This is a genomic window from Mesorhizobium sp. M0019, from assembly GCF_040323975.1.
Taxonomy (GTDB): Bacteria; Pseudomonadota; Alphaproteobacteria; order Rhizobiales; family Rhizobiaceae; genus Mesorhizobium.
Window position 1 is genome coordinate 60,534 of record NZ_JAMYVK010000011.1, and the last position, 20,280, is coordinate 80,813.

The window sequence follows — 20,280 nt, forward strand, 5'->3', positions numbered from 1 at the left end:
CGCGATTAAAGCCCCTTCGTCACAAGATTTCGCTCAGTTCGGCCATTCCTCGTCCTGCCAATCGCGCGCTGCGTGGATCACCCGCAAAATTGAAATGCTTTCCCGGCCGCCCTTGGCGGTCACGGCATAAGCGATGGTGTAGGGCAGGCGACTCAAAGGCTTTTCATAGGTGCCGGATACACGGCCGGGTCGCCCGGTTGCCATTTCCCCAAGCGCGGCCCCTGCGTCCAGAATGCGGTCAGCTACCAGGCGCGCAGCGCGCGGACTATCCTGCGAGATATAGGCGATCTGTTCCTTGATGTCGTCCAGCGCACCGCGAGACCACTGAACGGCTCGCGTCACACCTTGCCGCCCGTGCCGGCATCAATCGCGGCATAAATTTCTGCCATAGCCTTATCATGAGACACGATGCGCCCAGCTTCGACATCAGCAAGGCCGCGCTTGATACCTTCAATGATTTCAAGCTCGCGATCGACATACGCTGCGACGGCTTCACCTGCGAGGAACGACTTGCTACGCCGGGTGTCAGTTGCGATCCGGTCGAGCTTTTCCTTTACATCGGGACTGACGCGAATTGTCATAGTGGTGCTAGCGGCCATAGCTGTGTCCTGTGTTGATCTGTGTACACCTTAGCACAGAGCGCCGCGCTGGTCCATTATCCCTTGACCGCCGAGCCGACGATCGAACCCACGAAGAAGCGCTGCAGGAAAGCGAAGAGCATCAATGGCGGCAGCACGGCGAGCGTGGCGCCGGCCATGACCAGTCCTGTATTGAGGGCGCTTCTGTTGTAGCTGAGCAGGCGGCTGAGGCTAATGACGATCGGATATTCGTGTGCATTTGCCCTGTAGAACGGTCAGCGGCCAGAGATAGCTATTCCAGTGATAGATGAAGGCAAACAGCGCCAGTGCCGCGATTGCGGGCGCCAAACTGAATCGAGGATGCGCAAAGTCCCTGTTTTTTGCGAGGCAATCGGCGCTTCACTGTGCAGGTACAAATAGAATGTGCGACCGTGCTGGCTTCCCAGCATCAGGATAGAGCATACGCCTGTAACCTTCATAGCCCGATGCCGCGCTTCTTTCCCAGGTTCCAATCCACGCCCCCCGTATCCGAGCACACGACCCCGATGACTTGATTACCCAATCGCTTTTCGAGCGACGGCGACCAGGGCACGAGCTTGAATTCGAGTCCATTGTCGATCATCGCGAGCCGGCCTGAAGCCAGCGAGAAACGCCGCCGGTAAATCCCAGCCACATGATCGCCGTTGGCAGCCTTCGTGAATGAGAGGCCCGTCTCGGCGGCGAGGCGGGCACCGAGCGATTCCACCTCATGATCGTATAGAGTATCGATCAGATTGCGCACAAGAATGACGCGCTGTCCCTCGCGCCTGGCCAGATCGCGGCTGACAAGGTGGTCGACCCGATCTTGCAGTGCCTGTCTTACGTCCCTGCCAAAGCCGCCGTCACCGAATTCGGCAGGCTCGCGTGCGACGAGTTGGCGATCGAGCCAAGTCGCGCCGGAAGCATGGACCTGCTGTTCGATTGAGAGGTCGGAGCGGACCGCGAGCGTGACCCGGCCACCGCCATTTGCACTCGCATCGCGGCACAACTCCACGACCGAGCCCGGGTCGGAGTCTCCGGCCGCATCAGGGTCATCGAAGCGAATGTGGTGCGTGCGTCCATCAATGCCATCGACGATGGCATAGGCCGCGCCACGCCGTTCGTCATCAAGGCCGCGTTCGAGCAGTCGGCCGATCACGGGCGCATCAATCTTTTCGGCGGCCAACACATAGTCGGCCGTCCCTTTTTCTAGCCCATGCACGGTGAGACTGCGGTGCATGCGCTTGATGATGTCGCCGCGTTCACCGAGGCCGCGCAAAGTGGCCTCGGCCTCTTCGACCACCATCCACTGGCCGGGACGGATCTCGTTCGCGAGGCCCAGGCTTTCCAGTTGCCGCAGCCGGCCGACTTTGAGCCCCAGGAACTCGTCGGGCCGGCGATCAGGGTGTGGCGCGAGATCAATGATACCATGACGGTCGGCGTCACGAACAAGCTGGCGATCGAGCTGCGTCCAGCGCTCAGTGTCGACCTGGTGCTCGATGGCCTGGCGGATGTCGAGGTCCGTGCGGAGCCCAAGCGTCTGGGTGAGAATGTCGCTCGCCCGATCGCGCATGCCCTGGCGGATGTAGTCGCGCGAGATGACAAGGCTCTCGCCATCGTCGGCAACGCCGCGGACGAGGATGTGAACGTGCGGATGTTCGGTGTTCCAGTGATCGACGGCTATCCAGTCGAGCCTCGTGCCGAGGTCGCGCTCCATGTCGACCATCAGGTCACAAGCAAAGTTCTTGAGGTCGCCGAGCTCCATTGCATCGTCCGGCGAAACGATGAAACGGAAGTGATGCCGATCATCCTTGCAGCGGTCGCAGAAGGCGTCATGATCTGCATCTTTGGTGTCGGGACCGAACATCCTCGCCTTCTCACCATCACGTGTAACACCTTCTCGGCAAAGATATTTGAGATGGGTGGCGAGTGGCGCAGACCCTCTGAACTGCCGTACCACACGGGTCTTGACGACGGCGCCGCGTGAGCGGTCAGAGATGAGGCGACTGGCGCGGATGCTCGCCGACCTGCCGCGGCCAAACGTTGAAGCTCGCGGGGAGGTGATCCGACCCTCGCGTGTAAGGTGACCGCCGGCGCGCTGTGTCGCCGCAAGAGCCTGGAAGATGAAGGGTCGTGCGCGCTGGCCGGCGCGGGAGCGGATGCGACCGGGGCGGACGCGAAAGCTATCGTCACGCTTCATGCTAGACGGCCACGAGGTGCGGTTTCCATTGAAAGACTGAAAAATTGGGAATAGCGCACATCGCTGATTGTGCCAGCACATTGCGAAATGAGACGAAAATTGTAAGGAAAACAATCGGCCGAACCGAGCCGCACCTCGCGGCCCTTTATCCTGCCAATCTCTCTGTTCTCATGCACAGCCAACCCTTCCGCCGCAATTTCCGCGACGGAACAGGCCGGAATGCAATTGAGGAGGAACGTGGCGGTCATCGCGATATGGCTAAAGAGGGCCGAGCGAATAGGCCGGAAACAGCGTGGTTCGATTGGAAATCGGTTTCACCCGGCCGCGGCTCGATCGCGGTCAGGTCCGCAACAGGATTGCCCCTTGGCGACCGCATTGCGGACGAATGAATCGCCGCAAAGATCGTCTCGGCATAACCATTGCCATCCGATGCAGCGGCGTTCCGAATGTCACGGGGATGCGCAAAGATCGTTGCACGGAGTGAGCTGGCTCTGCCCCTTCCTTGCCGCGCGCGCCGCGGACTGAGAACTGCACCATCGAGCAGCGGCGCGAGTTTCCTGACGTAGTCGACCGTCTCGCGTGGCAGCGGACGGCCGGTTAAGAGATGTTCCGTGTACCGACCAGGACCGGCATTGTAAGCGGCAAGAAAGCCGCTGCGCCCGAAGCTGTCGAGCATTTCGCGAAGATATGCTGCACCTGCAAGAATGTTGTCACGAGGTTGATAGGGATCGTCACCGAGACGGTATTTGATGCGCAGTTCTTGCCACGTCGCCGGCATGATCTGCATCAAGCCCATGGCGCCCTTGCTTGAAAGCGCACGAACATCGCCGACGCTCTCAACATGCATGACGCCGCGCAGCAACTGCTCTGGAATGGCGAAGCGTTTTGACGCTTCCCGGATATACCGAGACCACGGGCCAGCCGACAAGATTGTCGACTCGGAGTGCGCCGGCCGTTCACCAGCAGAGGAAGCCGCTGCACCAGTTTCTTGCGCCACGAAGCCGAGCATGACACATGCGGCAAACGTCGTCATGCCTCTGTGGGCTGCATCCCGCAGACCGCAGAACCGATGCACTGCCAGCCTGCGACGGTGTTCGCTTCCGTTAAGGGCAGGGGCTCGCCGATCGAACCGGCTTTGCCAAAACTGTGATGAAATCGGCATCCGCAGCCACAAGCAAGTGTCCGGCCCCCTCTGGGCTGCCTCGCGGGCGGTCGGGTCGAAGGGTTTGACCGGCGCGCAATGGATCAAAAGGGTTGGCGAGAAAGATTCGTCGAAGGGCTCCAGAAGCATCTGTTCAGCCTCGCCCGTCGCGCTTCGATGATCGGTTCCAGTGCAGGCTCCAGACGCTGTTCTCTGCATCGGACCGAAACAGCTTGGCGCGGATCGGCTGCGTAAAGGACGGGTCGTCAATTGAGACGGAGAGGTAATCCCCAGCCTTGTCTCCGGCGCGGTCCCAAGCCGCACCGACCGCCATCCCTTCGCAATAGATCAGATGGTCGGGCGCGTTTTCGGTTTTGGATTTCTCGGCAGGCAGGATGGCAATCTTCGCCTCGATTGTTAGCGTGGAGAGATTGCCGAAGAAGCCGTCATCATTGCGCGTGAAGGTTCCGATCTGGGTCATTGCAGTGCTCCTTTCTGAGTGTTAGTGCGCGTCGAGCCGAGCCCTCGCGGCTCGCTAGCGAGGGGATCGTTGGTGATATCCAGTACCGGAGTGGTGCGCTCCGTGGTCCAGACGGGAACCGCGCGGCCAACTATCGATGAGAGCGGGAGCGGGCCGAAATAGCGGCTGTCAAAACTGTCGGCTGCACCCGGGTTCATAAGGAAGACGTCGGCCTCCGCAACGTCGCGGCAGCCCTGCCAGATGGGCAGGGATCGACCACGACTGTCACGCTCGCGCGCATGTCCATACGTCTTGCCGTTGACGATGATCATTGTGCCTTGGCGACAGACGGTTGCGCCCCCGAGTGCCAAAATACGCTTCAGGAGCGGCACATTTTTCGGCAGATACCCGCGTCTTGCCATGAAGGCCGCCAATGGCTCGGGCGGCATGATGACGGCGATATTGGCAATACCGATTTTGTCGGCCGGCTGGACGCGATAGAGCCCGACGGGGATGCTCGCCGATGCGTTCCAGATGGATATCGGCGGATGGCTAATCCATGCCGGCGCCGCGGCGAGCACTGCGCCGCCAACCATGGTGGCGATGATCTTTGTGCGCTTGCTCATGACTCGATCCCGGGGCGCAGCAGGCAAGCTTTAAGACGCTTGCCCGTGTATGGACTCGGCTGCTCGCGTGCGGCTATCCGGCTGTGGACGTGCTGCCGTTGACGCGGCGACCTGAAGGTCAGGGTTTGCTGCTGTTTCGCCGCTACCAGGCGGCGCGGTTGCAATCTCCTGGCTTGCGCGTGGATGTTTTGCGACACAGCCCAGACCAGGATGGCAGCGTTCCAAATCGTTGCCATGCCGTGCACACTTGCCGCCTCAACGCAGGTCGATTCTTCGCGCGCATGAGAGTGGATCGGTGTCAGGCGGCGGGATTTCACCAATAAGACGAGCTGCCGCGCCACGACGTCCTCCGTGCCGCGTGGAGGGAAGCCGGATGAGGGGACATGAGGCAGCGCAAATTGCTGCTGAACGGTCTCGCGATACTGCATTTTCGGTGCGCCACAGATCAGGAGCTGCGGTCGCGTCTGCCGACATAGGCGGGCGCGCGGGCTGCATGGGGTTTTGCCGGCGGAACATAGGTCGCGTTGACATCGCTGGTGGAGGTGCGTGCCCCCAGCTCTATCCAGGCGTGCAGGTCGTTGATGTCGTAGAGAACGCGCCCGCCGACCTTTCGGTATTTTGGGCCGGTGCCGTAGGTCCGGTGCTTTTCGAGTGTGCGGGCGCAGAGCCCGACGATGGGTGCTGCCTCCTTCGTGCGCAAATACTTTTGGGGCGCGTCCGCGGGACCCTTCGACATCGCTCGATCTCCATTCGGTTCTGCTGTCGTCCTGGCCTGCCGGGACGCGCGAAGTGGACCATGATCGAAATGAGGAAAGGCGAGGGAGGGCAAAGATTGGGGGGCGCGTTTTTGCTACCCCGAAGAAGGACTTCGGCGGCCGGACTTTTCGCTGCGGTTGTGGGGGTAGAAGAGAAGATCGCGATAGCCGCCGGCGACTAAAAAAGCTGCACGGCGTAAGATAGCTCGGACCTTGTGGCGGAGATGATGATCACGCCAATCTCGCGGCACAATCGGCTCCTGCGAAAACAGCACCTCCGCGAGCTGACGATAGGTTGCACCCGTGCGGTGACCATCATGTGCGCGTAAATTGAGGATATGCCTGGTCTTGGTCTGTTGCGGCAGCGCGCCGTAAGATGGACTGGCTGCCCGGCCGTTCAGTGCGCGCCAGAACCGGCGCGCTGCATCGAGCCGCGTCTCGAATGCAGCGTCGAGCGGCAGAAGGATAGCGTTGAATTCACCGGCGCGGTCGTCAGCGACGAGATAACTTTTCCCAATTAAGGTAGACCAAATAATGTGAAGGCCTTCGTCCTGCGGCCAAACGCTGGCTCCGGCAAGGCTGGAAGATCGAACTGTTTGATGGGATGCAGATACCCGCATGACCCGGAGCACGCGCGGCGAGGCCTGTTCCGTCCAGATGATACTGTCAGCTTTCGGAAGTCCGGCACCGGCAGTTTTGAAATCGCGCGCCCCAACCGGAGGCGAGATCGGGCTGACCGGCAGGTTCTCCAGAACCAGCGAGTTGCGATGCAAGCTGGCTGCACTCTGCCACGAATTCGTCATTCCGGATCAGATACTCGGCAGCGAACTCCGTAGCCTGGTAGCTGCACATGTGTGCATACGCCGCCGGATCGGTCCAATCGCCTTGCACTGTTCCTGTCCTCTCCGCGTACCCGGATGTGAGGCGTCGGCGTCAACATTCCCGGCGGATAAGGAAGTTGAATAGTTGGAGAATCGGCAAACCATTATGCCGACTCAGCAAAGTGGAGCGCCGGCCGCGTCAGTGCGGAGCGCCGCCAGCGAGAAGATCTCGGTAGCCGCTGGTCGTCATCCATCGCGCGCGGGCAAGATGGGTTTCCCAGGACCGGAACGCTCGTTCCGGCTCCTGCTCCGGGTCTATATGCAAGACGATCCTGGCCACCTCTCGCCAATCGGCATCTTCCGCCGCCGCGTCAAGCAGGCGAATGTAGGTGAGCAGACGCTCCTCGTCATAGTCGGTCAGGACCGAGGCATCCGGCGCAATGTCGGCGACATCAGCATCGAGCAGCGGTTTAAGCATGGTATTTGACCGTTCATATTTCGATCGCGATCTCGAAGGAGCCGTCCTTTAGATCGAGCACCAATGATAGCGAATAGGAACGATCATTCCTAGAACGATAGTTCCCTTTCTGGTCCCTAATCCGTCATGAACCTCAAGGAGATCATGGCGGCCAACATGCGTCGTCTGCGTCATGACCAGAACGTGACGCAGGAGGAACTGGCCGCCCGCTCTGGACTGAGCATGCGTTACGTCGGATCGATCGAGCGCGCTCGGGTCTCGGCCAGCATCAGTGTTCTCGGGAGGATCGCAACTGCGCTGAATGTGGACCCATGCGAGTTGATCAGAAAATCGGCACCGTGAGTTGACGCGGGAAACACCGCCAATTTCGATGATCGGCGAGGCGACATGCAGGAATGAAGTCTCCAGTCGCGAACACGACAGGTAGTCGCCCCAAAGTCCGACGGAGCTCGTTGCGCAGCGACTGCGCTCATCTTGTCGTGAAAAGGAGGACGGCCCCGCACCTGTTCGTCCGGGCGGAGCCTTGGTCGGGGCCTTACTCCGCGTTGCGGCGGCCGTTGGGGCGCGACCAGATAAGGCTGTAGTCTTCGCCTTGCTCATCGTTGAAGAGGTTGGCGTAGATCGGAGCGGTGAAGCTCGGATCGTCCACCTTCACGCCGAGAAAGTCGCGGCTGTCATTGGAGCGCTTGGACCAGGCGGCGCCGATCTCGACCCGCCCGACGAAGACACGGTGGCTGGGGGCGTTGTCGCCAGAGCGGTTGGCCTCGGGGACGATGCGGACGTTCTTGGTCTGGAGCGAGAGAGTGACGATTTCGCCGGTGAACTCGTTGTTGCCGGTCCTCTTGAAGGTTCCGATTATCGCCATGAGTTTTCTCCTTGAACTCTGTTTCGAGCCCGCACCATTACCGCTCGTCAAGCTGTGGCTCTGAGCTGCTGAGTGGTCGTTTCTGGAGGACGCCCCGTTGGGTGCGAAGCGTCCTGACAAGGGTGCTCAGTCGCCGTTGCGGCGATTCGGTCGTGACCAGATGAGGCTGTAGCCCTGGCCGTCCTCGCCCTCGACGAGGTTGGCGTAGATCGGAGCGGTGAAGCTCGGGTCGTCGAGCTTGAGACCCAGGTAGCTGCGACCCTCATTGGACTGCTTGGACCAGGCGGCGCCGATTTCGATGCGGCCGACGAAGACCCGGTGGCTGGGAGCGTTTTCGCCGCTGGCGCGCGTATCAGGTACGATACGGACCTTCTTGGCCTGGAGGGAGAGGGTGACGATCTCGCCGCTGAACTCGTTGTTATCCGATTGCTGGAAGTTGCCGATGGTAGCCATTATCGTTCTCCTGACTGGTTGCCGAAGCCGCCCTGTGCGGCCTCGATAGCGGTCGTGAGGCGACGATCGGGCCGACTGCATCCTGTGGACCGCAGCGCCAGCGGAGGACGGCGGCAGCCGAGCTTGTTGGCCCGCGAGGAATGCGGCAAAGCCGCAGGGGAAGAAGGTCGGGGAAGCCGTTGCAGGCAGAGGCCCGACCGGCGGCAGACCAGCCAGTAGAGAGGCCGTATAAGGAGGATTTCAGCATCAGTCTCACGAGAACGATGCTGGCCATCGGCCCTTCAGCCATGCGTTCGGCACAAGCAGCGCGATCCCAACCGCACACAACCTGAGGTCTGAGCCCATTCCTGATCCGCGCGTCTGCACGTATCAACCTCACATCCGGTCGCCGCTCGAGCGGCTGCACCATAATCCCGCCTGCGGCGGCAAGGGCTCAGGAGGACGAGACCAGTCTCGATGACGGCGTCAAAGCCATGCCGCAATGCGGTCGCCCACCTGGTTCCGGCGGGGCCGATCAGGCCCTGGCCGAACTGGAATGCGGTCAGATCGTCATGGTCTGACAAACGCTCCTTCGATCACCACGCCGGCGCTGACGTATTTCCATAGAGCCACGACCAGCTTGCGGGCCAATGCGGTGATCATCACCTTCTTGAAGCGTCCGCCATTCTGGGCGACTCGTTCGTTGAACCAGCGGCTGAGCGCTGAGGCGGGCTGGTGCCGCAACCAGAGCCACGCCATTTCCAGCAGCGTCGATCGCAGGCGCGGATTTCCGGATTTTCCGATCCCCTGTTCCCGGTCGATCGACCCGCTTTGCCATGGCGTCGGCGCAAGGCCGGCATAGGCCGCCACCTGCCGGCGATTGGCGAAGCACCGGAACAAGCCCTCTCCCCACAGCACGGCCGCAAACTCTGGTCCGATACCGACGACTTTCGACAGCATAACCACTTCACGCGCCGATCGGCGTTCTTCGGCGAGCATGGCGTCCCGTTCCGCCTCGACTGCCTTGATCTGATCGAGCAGCATTTCCATTCGGTCGACCTCGCGCAGAACCTGGCGCTTCATATGTTCGGGCAGATCCCGTCCATCGCCTGTGCGAAGTGTCTCCAGCCGATCGCGACGATCACGCCGTAGAGGATCGTAGCCGGTGATGCCCTGTGAGAAGAGAAGACCCTTGATCCGGTTGCTGTGCCGGATGCGTTCTTCCATCAATACCTTGCGCACCCGGACGATGCGGCGGCGATCCTCCTCATCAGGGGTCGGCACGCGTAGCATGGAGCAGACTCGCGGTTCGCCACGCTTGAACGCCAGCAGCGCCCGGATAAGGGTCTCGCCGTCGAGCCTATCCGTCTTCACCCGCCGCTTGCGCCGAGACGTTGCAATGGATGCTGCGTCAACGACATGAGTGTCGTGGCCTTCTGCTTCCAGAACTCGGTGGACCCAGAAGCCGTCAAGGCCGGCCTCTTGAATGATGATGAGCGGATAATCCCGTCCAGTTCGGTCACGAGCCTTGCGCTTCAGTTGACCAAGGCGGTCGAGGAGCCCGGCACTATCCCCGCCGGGGATGGTATGGCGCGATAGCTTCTCGCCAGCTCCCGGCGAGATCGAAGTGACCAACCAGGTCTTCTTGCTCAACTCCACCGAGACGAAGATCGCATCAAGTTCTTTGTGCGTTGCAATTTCTTGAATACCGCCCTGCGTCATCTTCCTGCTCCTTTCCGCAACGGCCAACAACATCTGCGGCATCAGAGCAGGTCGCCAGCCTTACTCATAGGATCTCGATGGCGATCGGCGGGCCGGAGGCGATCGACGCCGCATCGCTTGCGACCGCAGCGCCAGCGGAGGATGGCAGCCAAGCGACTTTGTTGTTTGGCGAGGAATGATGGCGCAGCCGGCAGGGGAAGAAAGTCGATCGGCGCCATTGCGGCTTAGGCGATCGAGGCGCAGCCGACCTTCGGCCAGATCAGCCCATTAAAGAGGCCGTTTGGAGCGGCCCACCAGATAGAGACATCAACGGAGAACCTGGCGATACCGTCGCTGGCGAAATCCCGGCTCCGACGATCACCGGCCTCGATGCTCGTCTGTACAGGCATTGCGAAGTCGCAAGCTGTTGTCGGCACCGCGCTTAAGACACGCACGTGATGGTTAAAGTCACCGCTGACGTGCATCACCGGATATGCGCTATCTTTGGAACGAGCCGGCACGCCGTGGTGGATTCGAACTGTGCGTCGCGCGATGCCGTGTCAGCGACAACGCTAACAATGCGACGGCCGGTCAGAAAAAAGCATCCTGCCCACGCCGGTTGTTCGGTGAGTTCGCCCAGATCCAGCCCCTGTTCGGTTGAACGGGCGTCGTTTATTCGCAGCTGTGATGCCAGCTGCGACGCAGCTGAGACGTTGACGGTAAGTGTGACGGCGTCGCGCGCCCTTGCTAGGGCGTGGACTTGAGTATCGCAAAAGACGGGCGGCTGCGCGTATTGCCTCGGTTTCTGATTGTCGCGCTATAGGCGGCGCTGGGAGCCGGAGATCCGGCATCCCGGGCCAAGCACTCCAGCGAGCTGCAAATACAGTACGCGCTGCCCGATCGCGGCCGTATCGTACAATCGAAAAAAGGGTAGGGGCGGGCAGCGCTTACGCGCCGCCTCCCTTGGGGCGGAAGTCGAGGACTGGGATGCCGAGCTTCTTTGCCTTGTCTGCAAGATTGTCCTGAATTCCGGTCCCGGGAAAGACGATGACGCCTATCGGCAGCACCTCCAGCATTGTGTCATTGCGCTTGAACGGGGCGGCTTTGGCATGCTTTGTCCAATCAGGGGCAAAGCCGATTTGGGGTACCTTGCGACGGTCTGCCCAACAGGAGGCGATCTTTTCGCCACCCTTCGGCGATTTCCCGTGCATCAAGACCATGTCGGGATGTCTGGCGTGGACCTGGTCGAGCTTGGCCCAGATCAGCTGGTGGTCATTGAAGTCGAGCCCAGCGGTGAAGGCGATTTTCGGGCCAGGTGGCAGAAGGACTTCCTGCGAGGCGCGTTTCTTTGCGCTGAGAAAATCGCGGCTGTCGATCAGCGCAGAGGTCATGTTGCGATGGTTGACCATCGATCCGCTGCGCGGTCGCCAACTCGATCCGGTGTGGCGCTCGTAGTGCTCCGCGGCCTGATCACGCATCAGTTCGAAGGCGCTTTGGCGTTCGAGCAGCGTCTGCCCTTCGGCCGTCAGGCGTTCCAGCTCGACGGATTTCACTTCGCTGCCGTCCTGCTCACGCTGGCTGCGGCGTTGCGCCTGCTCGTTGTGATCGAGTTCGCGCTCGATCCGATCTGCGGCGCGGTGAAAGATGTTGACGGTCGACCACAGAAGATCGTCGAGATCGGGCTCGAGGCGAGTGTCTTGCAGTGCCACGATGAGGGCGTCGAAGATGTCGGCGATCGCGCCGGCGACGCAGTGGCCCTCTGGAAGCGGTCGAGGATCAGGCTCATCCACGAAGGGACGATCGCCATAGAGCTGGAGTTCGGTGAGGACGTGGTCGATGGGTGAAGACGAGTGCTGTGGTTCGTAGTCGTCATGCTCGCTCATTGGATGCTCCGCCGGTTGGACCGCGACCCTCGCGGCCTTCATGGCGACGGAAGCCGGCGGACGGGACCGACCTGCACCCGCAGCGAAGCGAAGGGCCGGAGTGTCAGCGGAGGAGGGTGAAGGCCGGCTATTTTGCTTCGCGATGGAAAGCGCTCCCTTGGGGAGCGCGCCGGAAAATAGTCGGCCGGAGACATTGCGGGTCCGGGTCGTTTGCTGGCCGATCGCCCTCTCGAAGGCCCGCAGGCGCGGTTCTCTCCGACTTCAGGAGCATCCAAGTAATGCAAGCGACAGCGGACAGGCTGTTCGTTCCGAGTTATCCCGCCACTGCCATGAAACGGGCGATGTCCTGCGGGGCGAGCTGAACACGGACTGCTGCTCGAACGGCATCCACGCCTAGCATACAGAGATCTTCATTGAGGTCCCCAAGTGCCGGCGAGAGCACGACCGGCTCGATCCCGGCAGCATTCGCTCTTTCGATCAAGGTGTCACGCGCGCCGTTACCGGCTGGATCGGCGTCGCCCACGATGTAGAGCCGTCTCAGCGTGAGGGGGAACAGCATGGCAGCAAGATGGGCGGCCGAGAGTGCCGCTGCCATGGCCATATCGGGCAGGATGCACCGAAGCGACAAGACGGTCTCGATGCCTTCGCCGCCCGCCAAGACGTCGCCCGGCAGGCCAAAGCGAACCGCGTGACCGAGAAGATCGCCCATCGCGCGCCTCGGCGTACCGACCGGTGCCTTGCCCCTGCCGGAAGGATCAAGCCATGTGCGATGTACGCCAGTCAAATGGCCGTCGAGATCGGTGACGGAAGCGATCATCGCCGGCCAGGTCTCAGTCGGCGCTTGTTCGTCGGGCCGGTAGTAGCAGCGCGGGTGAAAACGCAGGCTTCCGGTCCCGTGCAAAGCGGTAATACTGCGGTTGCGCAGATACGCCTCTACGACCGTACCCGCAATCGGCTGCGACATCGCAAACAGCCGACGCGCTTTCTCCGACATTTCCGACGGCGCGGCCAGCAACTTCGACCGGATTGAGGTCTGCTCTGGTTCGGGGTGCGGTAGGCCGAGAAAAGCTATTGCCTCATGGGCGACGTCCCTGAAGTCGCTCAAGCCGCGGCTTTCGCGGATGATATCGAGAAGATCGCCATGCTCCCCGGTCGCCGCGTCAGTCCATTTGCCGGCTGCGCCCTTTCCGCTCTGCGAGCCGACGAGCCGCACGAACATCGAGCGACCCGGCGTGTTTCGGACATCGCCAACAAACCAGTAGCGTCCCTCGCGATGTCCGTTCGAAAGATAGTGGCGACAAACCGCTTCGGCCTGTCGGCCCAGGCGGTGGGCCAGTTCGGACGCGTCGTGTCGGGGCATCATGCACCCTCCCGCGTGTCGATGCGCTGCACGGGATAGCGCTCCAGCAGCTTGCCCAGAATTGCGGGTTCGGGCGCCTGCGGCTCAGTGGGACTGGCCGACCCTGCGCGAATTTCGGCGGCAAGGCGCTCGATGCAACCACTGGTGGTCTTGCGCACGAGGAGGTGCGAGTGGGTCGTCACTTCAGCTGCGAGGTCAGGTAGGTCCTCGATCCAGATGTCAGCCTTGACGCGGACCTGGGACATGGAGAACACCACGTTCTTGAAGGCAATGTCTCGCGAGGACAGAAGGGTAATATTCTGAGGGATAGTCGCCATCGGGATGTACTCCGAGACGGGCAGTCGAGAGCCTCTCTCTCGACCTTCAAACTCGTCATGGAGATCCCGGCACTCCTCGTTCTCTTGTGCTTGGCAGCCAACCGAGGTTGTCGCGGGGTAGCAACTCAGTGACGGCGTTCCTGTTTACAAACGCGGCTGCAACATACAAACGTGCAGCAGTAGCGATTAAGGACCACAGCGCGGCGATGAACGACGAGCGCGGCCGGTCGCCCCATTGGAAGCATCTGCGTTCTTCATCACGCCTTCGGCGCTGTGGCGTGCGACACCGAGGGCATGCGGCTGAGTTCGAGAGCGAACAGAGCGCTTTTTGCGACGGGAAATCGATTTGGACGTGGTTGGTCATCACGGGCGGCCTGCCGCTAATCGTCGCCAGCAATGACGCTGCCAGCCAAGAAGCGAAGGAGATACTCCGCTGCCCTGCTCGCCTGAAGGCGGCGCGGGGCGGCGCAGGCGTTGCGACGCAATAGGCCCTGCCGGCAGTATCGATACTGAAACGATGGTCGGATCCCTTTAGGAGTGTGTCTGGCCGGACTGGAAGCAGAGGCCAGCCATAGACTTGTTGCGCAACCACTCCGATTGACAGGTCGAAGGCGCCTCTTCGCGGCAGCACCTCCGGCGGGCGGTTTTCGCAGCCGGTTTTTTGGAGAAGAGTTCTCCGGCAGGACCATGTCCAGAACGGCGAGACAGGACGGAGTGCTCAACGAGGTCGGCGAACAGCTCGGACCTAAGAACTGCTGAGGACTTCTTATGAAAATCCCCGACCAATTCGACGAGACCACACCACTGCGCGTCGAAATCGCTGCGCGAATTGCCTTTCCCGACGGCTCGATGAGCGCAGCAGGCCTACGCAAGGAACGTGACGCCGGTCGACTTGAAACGGAGCTAATCGCCGGAAAGGAATACGTGAGCTTGATGGCAATCGCGAGGATGAGGGAACTATGCCGTGGACTTCGAAAGGGCCACGCCTGGTATGGCGTGACGAAAGCTGGAAAAAAGATGGAACGCGCCGAAACAAAGCTGGATGGTTTATCCGCGATGGAACCAGCTTCATCAGCGCTGGCGGCGGCGAAAAAGGCCGTCCAGGAACTGAAGCTGAAAAGGCGCTCGCCGCCTACATCGGAAGCAAATACCACCGAGCGCGGGGAGCCGAGGACGTCTTAATTGCCGATGTGGTCAACCTCTACCTTAAAGAGGTTGCACCGAAGCACGCGACACCAGAAGAGACGGCGGCTCGGCTGGACAAGGTCCTTGATTTCTTCGGGGAAAAAACTCTCGCCGCCATCAATGGCAAACTCTGCCGCGAGTACATTGCGTCGCGCCCCACCGAAGCCGCGGCACGCCGCCAACTCGAGGATCTTCGTGCCGCCATCAACTACTACCGCAAGGAGGGTCATACAACCGCCGCACCGGTCATCACCCTGCCAGACAAGGCCGCCGCCCGCGAACGCTGGTTGACCCGCAGTGAGGCGGCCGCACTGATCTGGGCCGCTTGGCGTATGAAGCAGACATGGAAGGGCCAAGAGAGTGGCAGGCGCACTGGGCGACATCTCGCGCGCTTCATCCTCGTCGCACTTTATACAGGAACGCGCTCGGCCGCAATCTGCGGTGCCGCCATGCGCCCAACGAAAGGGCGCGGTCATGTGGACCTAGACCGCGGTATCTTCTATCGCGGTGCCACCGGCGCAAGGAAGACCAAGAAGCGCCAACCCCCTGTACCGTTGCCCGAGCGGCTGCTGGCGCACCTCCGGCGCTGGGCGCGCACTGATCTTCACATCGAGACCAAATCGCGCGGCAAAAGTGCGAACATCGGTCGCAAGATATCGCAGGATTTTGTCGTGGAATGGAATGGAAAGCCGGTGCAGTCGATAGACAAGAGCTTCAAGACGGCGCGCGAAATCGCCGGCCTAGGGCCCGACGTTACTCCGCACGTGTTCCGCCACACCGCGGCGACTTGGATGATGCAGGCCGGCACCAATATGTGGCAGGCTGCGGGCTTTCTTGGCATTACAGTGGATGTCCTGATGGAAACTTACGGCCATCATCATCCTAATTTCTTGGCAGACGCCGCCGAGAAGATCACGAAGAAGCCAGTTTTCTCCAAGTCGCCGCAAACCGTTCCGAGTATAACTCAAATCACAAGACACGAACGCGGTGTGCTCATCCCACAGGTTTCCCACAGAAACGGCGAAAGGAAACGCGACCAGTCGTGAGCGAACGTGGCGAAGGAGCCCAGGAACAATAACGACTTGCTGGTAAATCCACATCGTTCGGGACGATGGGATCGCACGTTCAAAACTGCCATCCGCACCCCGCTCAAAGGTCTACTCCGGCTCCCCAGGGCGCGTGCTCGCAGCCATGCCTTGGATCGGTTTGCCGGGTCCCGAAAGCGACATTGAATGTGGGAGGATTAGAGGCAAAGATCGTGATGCCTGGCTTGACGGAGGCTTGTCTTCGAGGCCAATGAATACGCGCCTGGCCAAATCTCAAAACAGCAGCAAACGGCGCACTAGCCGCAAGCCCGGCGCACCGCTTCTGAGTGAAACTGTCAATCGGCAAGACCTTGGCGATGCCAACCATGTCGTTGTCCATCATCATTGCCGGGATCGGTTGCTCCGGGCCGCAAGACCACCAAAAAATTGCGATGGTCTCGTAGGCGGGACGTATCGGCGTTTCTGGCGCGGACCTCAACCAGGAGGTCGCAATCTTTTGCCATCACAAAAGCCCCATCTGAGTCGGTCAGTGGTGTATCTCTGGCCTGCTACCCCGCGACGATCAAGACCGTGCTTTCCGGCGACCAATGCAGCACGACATCCTGACCTTCCGCCAGCCTAACAGCGCCGGTGTTCTGCACAATCACCTTGAGCGTCTGGCCAGCACGCTCGACAAAGTAGGTGCTGCTATTTCCGGCGAAGATGCGCTTCGATACTTGGCCTCGCAGCAGATTCGCGTTGGCCGCATCCGGAGCCTCGGCATCGGTGAAGATGCGGATGCGTTCGGGCCGCACGGCGCAGCTTGCCTTGGCCCCAGCGGCAAGCTTGGTACCCGAGCCGACGGCAATCGCTGTGCCGTCCGGCAGCCGGATGCCGTTGCCCGTGCTGTCGCCGCGAAGGATGTTGGCGTCGCCCAGGAAGGTGGCGGCAAACTCACTCGTCGGCCGATCGTAGATCTCCTCGGGCGGGCCTTCCTGCACTAGCTTGCCATCGCGCAGAATGCCGATACGGTCGCTCATCGTCAGCGCTTCTTCCTGATCGTGGGTGACGAAGATGGTGGTGATGCCGATCTCGCGCTGGATGCGCTTGAGCTCGATCTGCATGTCGACCCGCAGCGCCTTGTCCAACGCCCCGAGCGGCTCGTCGAGCAACAACACGCGCGGCCGGATGACAATCGCGCGAGCGAGCGCCACCCGTTGGCGCTGGCCGCCGGACAGCTGGTGCGGCCGTCGGCCGCCGAGCCTGCTGAGCTGCACGAGGTCGAGTGCTCGCTGCACCTCGCTGGCAATCACCGCCTTTTGCTCGCCGCGCACCGACAAGCCGAAGGCGATATTGTCGGAGACGCTCATATTGGGAAACAGGGCGTAGTTCTGGAACACCATGCCGATGCGCCGTTTTTCGACTGGCACCCGTTCGACGCTCTCACCACCTATGGTGATGCGGCCGGAATCGGGAAAGTCGAAGCCCGCGATTTGTCGCAGCAGCGTGGTCTTGCCGCTGCCTGACGGCCCGAGCAGGGCATAGAAGCCGCCGTCGGCGAAATCGATGGAGACATCGTCCAGCGCCTTATGGGCACCGAAAGCACGCGACACGTTCGCTACTTGGACGCCAGCCATTACTTCTCTCCGCCGAATTTGAAGAAGCGCGCCGTCAGCAGCATCAGTGCCATCGACACGACAATGATGATCGTCGAGACCGCATTGATCTCGGGTGTGAATCCCTTGCGGATCGCGGCGTAGATTTCGACCGGCAGCGTCGTCTGGCCGGGCGTCGACAGGAAGTAGGATACGACGAACTGGTCGAAGGACACGGCGAAGGCGAACAGCCCGCCGGCAATGACGCCCGGCATGATCCAGGGCAGCGTGACGCGGTTCGTCACCTGCCATTGATTGGCGCCGAGCGAGCGCGCCGCCTCTTCCAACTCGGGCGCGAAGGTCTGCAGTCGGGCCGACACGACGACAATGACGTAGGGCAGCGCAAGCGCGACGTGCCCGAGCAGGATGGCGAACAGGCCGCGCCCAATGCCGACGCCGAAGAAGAAGATCAACATCGCCGTGCCGGTTATCAGCCACGGAATGGCGATTGGCGGAAACAGCAGCGCCTGCAGGAATTTCTTGCCACGAAACTCATAGCGGTAGAGCGCAAGTGACGCGGCCGAGCCAAGCACGACGCAGATGATGGTGCTGATGACTGCGATTTCGACGCTGTTCCAGGTGGCTGAGATAAGCTGGGCGTTCTGCCACAGCGAGACATACCATTCCGTCGTCCACTCGAACGGCAGCTGGTAGAAGGGCGAAACGTTGAAAGACATCAGCGCCATGATGACGACGGGCACATAGAGGAAGGCGAGCAATAGCCAGATGTAGAGGCGGCCGAGCCATTCGAGAGCACGTGTCGTCGCCATCACGTAGCCCTCCGCAGCACCGGCGAGGCAACCGCCAGGATGACCAGCACGACGGCCAACAGGATAAAGGAGAGCGCAGCACCCAGCGGCCAGTTGAACACGGCGACGAACTGGTCCTCGATGACAGTGCCGTAAAAGGTGCCGGTACGGCCGCCGAGGATGCGCGGTTCCATGAACGAACCAACAACCGGGACGAAGACGAGCGCTGCGCCCGCCACCAGCCCCGGCATCGACAGCGGAATGATGACTCGATTCAACACCTGCAGCCGCGAGGCGCCGAGCGAGCGCCCGGCCTCGATCAGCGAGTCATCGATGGCCTGCAGGGTCAAGTAGCAGGTCAGCACCATGTAAGGCACGTAGGAGTGCACCAGCCCGATGATGACGGCCGGATAGGAATACATCAGGTCGATGTTGATCTTGAACGGCAGCACGGCGTTCAGCGCGGTGTCGAGCATGCCTCCTTCACGCAGCACCATCGCCCAGGAGAAGATGCGCACCAGCCCGTTCGACCAGAACGGCAGGATGACGAGCAGGAAAATCGCCTCGCGGCTGCGGCCTTTCAGCACCTTGGCCAGCACATAAGCGGCGGGATAACCGATGACGATGCACCACAGCGTCACCTCGAGGCCGAGGCGCAGCGAGGCCAAAAGCAATGTCAGATAAAGGCTTTGTGAAAAGAAGGCGGCATAGTTTTCGAGCGTGAACGCCCACGGCTTTCCCGACAGCGGCAGGTCGGTCATGAAGGAGAAGAAGACCATGGCTGAGAGCGGCAGGAAGATCGCAACCGTCAGCCAGAGATAGGCAGGCGCCAGCAGTGGCAAGGCCGATCTCAATCCGCTGCGCGACGCGGCCGCAACCTGTGCTGCCATGACATCCTCCTCCCAGGATGGGGAAGCATCAGCCGACATGGATGGTCGGCTGATCCCGGCTTCTGCTGTTACTTCACGTCGACCTTGAGCTGCTGCCAGAGCGACAGATAGGTTTCGCGCTGGGCGTCTGTGATCGGCGCCTGGAACTGAATGCGCTTGGCGACTGCCGGGTCACCCATCACCTTGCGGTTGAACGCATCCCCGGGAAGTGCTTCTACAGCCTTGGTGTTGGCGGATACCGGGGCTCCGACCTTGGTGACCCATTCGACATAGAACTTCGGGTCGATCATGTAGTTGATGAAGGCTTGCGCCCCGGCGACATTCTTGGAACCGACCGGAATGGAGAAGGCGTCGAGCCAGGCGACAGCGCCCTCCTGCGGGATCACGAGCGAGACCGGCAGCTTGAAATGGGTCTTGGCGCGGTCGGCCGAGCCGCTCCAATAGGTGCCGATGTCGATCTGGTTAGAGGCAGCCATCTGGTTCCAGTCGTTCTCCGAGCTCCAGAACGTCTTGATCTGCGGCATCAGCGAGGTGAGCTTCGCCTTGACCGCCTCGATATCCTTGATGTCGTTGATGTTCTGGCCGGTGGCAATGGCGCCGAACTGAACCGCCTCGACGGCATCATCACGGATGGTGACGCGGCCCTTGTGAGCGGGATCCCACATTTCGGCGATGCTCGTCGGCGGCTTATCGAAGGATTGTTCATTGATGGCGAGCGCCGTCAGCCCCCAGACCCACGGCACGCCATAGACCTTGCCGTCATGGACGAGCATCGGCGATCCGGCCTTGTCCTTGCTGATGTCGGGAAAGTTCGGCAGCTTGGACGTGTCGATCGGCTGGATCAGCTTTTCCGCCATCGCCTGGTCGTTGAAGGCGGCGTTGATCATGACGACATCGTAAAGGCCGGGATTGGTCCTGAGCTTGGTCAGCATCTCCTGTTCGGAATTGAAAAAATCGTTGACGACCTTGTTGCCGGTCGCCTTCTCGAAGGCTTCGATGGCCCACGGCTCGTCGGCGCCGTAGCCCTTCCAGTTGAGTACGTGCACCTCGTCGGCCTTGGCGGCAAATGCGAGTGCGGAGGTGAAGACGGCGGTCGCCGTCAGCAGGGCAGTCAAGTCGGGCATGCGCATGTTCGTTCCTC

At 61.2% G+C, this 20,280-nt stretch carries 25 protein-coding genes; 2 read left to right on the forward strand and 23 right to left on the reverse strand.

Annotated features, from left to right (window positions below):
• Positions 1-33: 33 nt before the first annotated feature.
• The 12 genes from NKK47_RS10855 to NKK47_RS10910 form a co-directional block, all read right to left on the reverse strand.
• Positions 34-342: a type II toxin-antitoxin system RelE/ParE family toxin gene (locus NKK47_RS10855; RefSeq protein ID WP_352576605.1), complete on the reverse strand. Its 309-nt coding sequence runs from the start codon at positions 340-342 to the stop codon at positions 34-36.
• The gene (locus tag NKK47_RS10860) at positions 339-599 is read right to left on the reverse strand and encodes a CopG family ribbon-helix-helix protein (RefSeq protein ID WP_352576607.1); all 261 of its coding nucleotides are present in this window, start codon (positions 597-599) and stop codon (positions 339-341) included. The genes NKK47_RS10855 and NKK47_RS10860 overlap by 4 nt, the downstream gene beginning before the upstream one ends.
• Positions 600-1,053: 454 nt before the next feature.
• Positions 1,054-2,796, reverse strand: a complete 1,743-nt coding sequence (locus NKK47_RS10865) for a relaxase/mobilization nuclease domain-containing protein (RefSeq protein ID WP_352576609.1) — start codon at positions 2,794-2,796, stop codon at positions 1,054-1,056.
• On the reverse strand, positions 2,793-3,044 hold the full coding sequence (locus NKK47_RS10870) for a hypothetical protein (RefSeq protein WP_352576611.1): 252 nt from the start codon (positions 3,042-3,044) through the stop codon (positions 2,793-2,795). Before NKK47_RS10870 ends, NKK47_RS10865 begins: the two co-directional genes overlap by 4 nt.
• Positions 3,041-3,829, reverse strand: a complete 789-nt coding sequence (locus tag NKK47_RS10875; protein WP_352576613.1) for a lytic transglycosylase domain-containing protein — start codon at positions 3,827-3,829, stop codon at positions 3,041-3,043. The genes NKK47_RS10870 and NKK47_RS10875 overlap by 4 nt, the downstream gene beginning before the upstream one ends.
• A gap of 262 nt (positions 3,830-4,091) precedes the next feature.
• The gene (locus NKK47_RS10880) at positions 4,092-4,418 is read right to left on the reverse strand and encodes a DUF736 domain-containing protein (protein WP_023674284.1); all 327 of its coding nucleotides are present in this window, start codon (positions 4,416-4,418) and stop codon (positions 4,092-4,094) included.
• Positions 4,415-5,023: a S26 family signal peptidase gene (locus NKK47_RS10885; protein WP_352576615.1), complete on the reverse strand. Its 609-nt coding sequence runs from the start codon at positions 5,021-5,023 to the stop codon at positions 4,415-4,417. Before NKK47_RS10885 ends, NKK47_RS10880 begins: the two co-directional genes overlap by 4 nt.
• A complete protein-coding gene (locus NKK47_RS10890; protein ID WP_352576617.1) occupies positions 5,020-5,451 on the reverse strand; it encodes a replication initiator protein A in 432 nt (143 codons plus the stop codon). The genes NKK47_RS10885 and NKK47_RS10890 overlap by 4 nt, the downstream gene beginning before the upstream one ends.
• Positions 5,452-5,468: 17 nt before the next feature.
• Positions 5,469-5,759: a helix-turn-helix transcriptional regulator gene (locus NKK47_RS10895; protein ID WP_352576619.1), complete on the reverse strand. Its 291-nt coding sequence runs from the start codon at positions 5,757-5,759 to the stop codon at positions 5,469-5,471.
• Positions 5,760-5,873: 114 nt separating this feature from the next.
• Positions 5,874-6,398: a DUF2285 domain-containing protein gene (locus tag NKK47_RS10900; protein WP_352576621.1), complete on the reverse strand. Its 525-nt coding sequence runs from the start codon at positions 6,396-6,398 to the stop codon at positions 5,874-5,876.
• Positions 6,399-6,444: 46 nt separating this feature from the next.
• Positions 6,445-6,630: a transcriptional regulator domain-containing protein gene (locus NKK47_RS10905; protein WP_352576729.1), complete on the reverse strand. Its 186-nt coding sequence runs from the start codon at positions 6,628-6,630 to the stop codon at positions 6,445-6,447.
• 168 nt (positions 6,631-6,798) lie between these two features.
• Positions 6,799-7,077 (reverse strand): DNA -binding domain-containing protein, encoded by a 279-nt coding sequence (locus tag NKK47_RS10910; protein WP_352576623.1) that lies wholly within the window; start codon positions 7,075-7,077, stop codon positions 6,799-6,801.
• Positions 7,078-7,203: 126 nt separating this feature from the next.
• Here NKK47_RS10910 and NKK47_RS10915 point away from each other — a divergent pair, with 126 nt between their 5' ends.
• Complete coding sequence (locus NKK47_RS10915; RefSeq protein WP_023674290.1) at positions 7,204-7,419, forward strand: helix-turn-helix domain-containing protein; 216 nt, start codon at positions 7,204-7,206, stop codon at positions 7,417-7,419.
• Between the two features lie 193 nt (positions 7,420-7,612).
• On the opposite strand, the gene NKK47_RS10920 is transcribed toward NKK47_RS10915, so the two are convergent.
• The 7 genes from NKK47_RS10920 to NKK47_RS10950 all read right to left on the reverse strand — a co-directional run bounded on the left by NKK47_RS10920 (position 7,613) and on the right by NKK47_RS10950 (position 13,635).
• Entirely contained in the window at positions 7,613-7,942 is a 330-nt protein-coding gene (locus tag NKK47_RS10920) for a DUF736 domain-containing protein (RefSeq protein WP_352576625.1), read from the reverse strand.
• 126 nt (positions 7,943-8,068) lie between these two features.
• Positions 8,069-8,395 (reverse strand): DUF736 domain-containing protein, encoded by a 327-nt coding sequence (locus tag NKK47_RS10925; RefSeq protein ID WP_352576627.1) that lies wholly within the window; start codon positions 8,393-8,395, stop codon positions 8,069-8,071.
• A gap of 549 nt (positions 8,396-8,944) precedes the next feature.
• Positions 8,945-10,096, reverse strand: coding sequence for an IS110 family RNA-guided transposase (locus tag NKK47_RS10930; RefSeq protein WP_352576629.1), 1,152 nt, complete (start codon positions 10,094-10,096; stop codon positions 8,945-8,947).
• A 224-nt stretch (positions 10,097-10,320) separates the two neighbouring features.
• A complete protein-coding gene (locus tag NKK47_RS10935) occupies positions 10,321-10,563 on the reverse strand; it encodes a hypothetical protein (protein ID WP_352576631.1) in 243 nt (80 codons plus the stop codon).
• 459 nt (positions 10,564-11,022) lie between these two features.
• The gene (locus NKK47_RS10940; protein ID WP_352576633.1) at positions 11,023-11,958 is read right to left on the reverse strand and encodes a DUF2493 domain-containing protein; all 936 of its coding nucleotides are present in this window, start codon (positions 11,956-11,958) and stop codon (positions 11,023-11,025) included.
• Positions 11,959-12,271: 313 nt separating this feature from the next.
• A complete protein-coding gene (locus NKK47_RS10945; RefSeq protein WP_352576731.1) occupies positions 12,272-13,318 on the reverse strand; it encodes a DUF7146 domain-containing protein in 1,047 nt (348 codons plus the stop codon).
• Complete coding sequence (locus NKK47_RS10950; protein ID WP_352576634.1) at positions 13,318-13,635, reverse strand: hypothetical protein; 318 nt, start codon at positions 13,633-13,635, stop codon at positions 13,318-13,320. The genes NKK47_RS10945 and NKK47_RS10950 overlap by 1 nt, the downstream gene beginning before the upstream one ends.
• Positions 13,636-14,594: 959 nt before the next feature.
• On the opposite strand from NKK47_RS10950, the gene NKK47_RS10955 reads away from it, so the two are divergent.
• The gene (locus tag NKK47_RS10955) at positions 14,595-15,866 is read left to right on the forward strand and encodes a tyrosine-type recombinase/integrase (protein WP_352576636.1); all 1,272 of its coding nucleotides are present in this window, start codon (positions 14,595-14,597) and stop codon (positions 15,864-15,866) included.
• A 548-nt stretch (positions 15,867-16,414) separates the two neighbouring features.
• Here the strand turns inward: NKK47_RS10955 and NKK47_RS10960 are convergent.
• From NKK47_RS10960 to NKK47_RS10975, 4 genes are all read right to left on the reverse strand, one after another.
• Positions 16,415-17,482 carry an ABC transporter ATP-binding protein gene (locus tag NKK47_RS10960; RefSeq protein ID WP_352576638.1) on the reverse strand — a complete coding sequence of 356 codons (1,068 nt, stop codon included), beginning with the start codon at positions 17,480-17,482 and terminating at the stop codon, positions 16,415-16,417.
• Positions 17,482-18,270 carry an ABC transporter permease gene (locus NKK47_RS10965; protein WP_352576640.1) on the reverse strand — a complete coding sequence of 263 codons (789 nt, stop codon included), beginning with the start codon at positions 18,268-18,270 and terminating at the stop codon, positions 17,482-17,484. The genes NKK47_RS10960 and NKK47_RS10965 overlap by 1 nt, the downstream gene beginning before the upstream one ends.
• Positions 18,270-19,139, reverse strand: coding sequence for an ABC transporter permease (locus NKK47_RS10970; RefSeq protein ID WP_352540072.1), 870 nt, complete (start codon positions 19,137-19,139; stop codon positions 18,270-18,272). The genes NKK47_RS10965 and NKK47_RS10970 overlap by 1 nt, the downstream gene beginning before the upstream one ends.
• Positions 19,140-19,207: 68 nt before the next feature.
• Positions 19,208-20,269, reverse strand: coding sequence for an ABC transporter substrate-binding protein (locus NKK47_RS10975; protein WP_352576642.1), 1,062 nt, complete (start codon positions 20,267-20,269; stop codon positions 19,208-19,210).
• Positions 20,270-20,280 lie beyond the last annotated feature (11 nt).

Excerpts from the sequence above, each read along its gene's own strand:
- NKK47_RS10860 (WP_352576607.1), bottom strand. The coding sequence starts at position 599 with ATGGCCGCTAGCACCACTATGACAATTCGCGTCAGTCCCGATGTAAAG.
- NKK47_RS10865 (WP_352576609.1), bottom strand. The coding sequence starts at position 2,796 with ATGAAGCGTGACGATAGCTTTCGCGTCCGCCCCGGTCGCATCCGCTCC.
- NKK47_RS10870 (WP_352576611.1), bottom strand. The coding sequence starts at position 3,044 with ATGACCGCCACGTTCCTCCTCAATTGCATTCCGGCCTGTTCCGTCGCG.
- NKK47_RS10875 (WP_352576613.1), bottom strand. The coding sequence starts at position 3,829 with ATGACGACGTTTGCCGCATGTGTCATGCTCGGCTTCGTGGCGCAAGAA.
- NKK47_RS10880 (WP_023674284.1), bottom strand. The coding sequence starts at position 4,418 with ATGACCCAGATCGGAACCTTCACGCGCAATGATGACGGCTTCTTCGGC.
- NKK47_RS10885 (WP_352576615.1), bottom strand. The coding sequence starts at position 5,023 with ATGAGCAAGCGCACAAAGATCATCGCCACCATGGTTGGCGGCGCAGTG.
- NKK47_RS10890 (WP_352576617.1), bottom strand. The coding sequence starts at position 5,451 with ATGCAGTATCGCGAGACCGTTCAGCAGCAATTTGCGCTGCCTCATGTC.
- NKK47_RS10895 (WP_352576619.1), bottom strand. The coding sequence starts at position 5,759 with ATGTCGAAGGGTCCCGCGGACGCGCCCCAAAAGTATTTGCGCACGAAG.
- NKK47_RS10900 (WP_352576621.1), bottom strand. The coding sequence starts at position 6,398 with ATGCGGGTATCTGCATCCCATCAAACAGTTCGATCTTCCAGCCTTGCC.
- NKK47_RS10905 (WP_352576729.1), bottom strand. The coding sequence starts at position 6,630 with ATGTGCAGCTACCAGGCTACGGAGTTCGCTGCCGAGTATCTGATCCGG.
- NKK47_RS10910 (WP_352576623.1), bottom strand. The coding sequence starts at position 7,077 with ATGCTTAAACCGCTGCTCGATGCTGATGTCGCCGACATTGCGCCGGAT.
- NKK47_RS10915 (WP_023674290.1), top strand. The coding sequence starts at position 7,204 with ATGAACCTCAAGGAGATCATGGCGGCCAACATGCGTCGTCTGCGTCAT.
- NKK47_RS10920 (WP_352576625.1), bottom strand. The coding sequence starts at position 7,942 with ATGGCGATAATCGGAACCTTCAAGAGGACCGGCAACAACGAGTTCACC.
- NKK47_RS10925 (WP_352576627.1), bottom strand. The coding sequence starts at position 8,395 with ATGGCTACCATCGGCAACTTCCAGCAATCGGATAACAACGAGTTCAGC.
- NKK47_RS10930 (WP_352576629.1), bottom strand. The coding sequence starts at position 10,096 with ATGACGCAGGGCGGTATTCAAGAAATTGCAACGCACAAAGAACTTGAT.
- NKK47_RS10940 (WP_352576633.1), bottom strand. The coding sequence starts at position 11,958 with ATGAGCGAGCATGACGACTACGAACCACAGCACTCGTCTTCACCCATC.
- NKK47_RS10945 (WP_352576731.1), bottom strand. The coding sequence starts at position 13,318 with ATGCCCCGACACGACGCGTCCGAACTGGCCCACCGCCTGGGCCGACAG.
- NKK47_RS10950 (WP_352576634.1), bottom strand. The coding sequence starts at position 13,635 with ATGGCGACTATCCCTCAGAATATTACCCTTCTGTCCTCGCGAGACATT.
- NKK47_RS10955 (WP_352576636.1), top strand. The coding sequence starts at position 14,595 with ATGCCGTGGACTTCGAAAGGGCCACGCCTGGTATGGCGTGACGAAAGC.
- NKK47_RS10960 (WP_352576638.1), bottom strand. The coding sequence starts at position 17,482 with ATGGCTGGCGTCCAAGTAGCGAACGTGTCGCGTGCTTTCGGTGCCCAT.
- NKK47_RS10965 (WP_352576640.1), bottom strand. The coding sequence starts at position 18,270 with ATGGCGACGACACGTGCTCTCGAATGGCTCGGCCGCCTCTACATCTGG.
- NKK47_RS10970 (WP_352540072.1), bottom strand. The coding sequence starts at position 19,139 with ATGGCAGCACAGGTTGCGGCCGCGTCGCGCAGCGGATTGAGATCGGCC.
- NKK47_RS10975 (WP_352576642.1), bottom strand. The coding sequence starts at position 20,269 with ATGCGCATGCCCGACTTGACTGCCCTGCTGACGGCGACCGCCGTCTTC.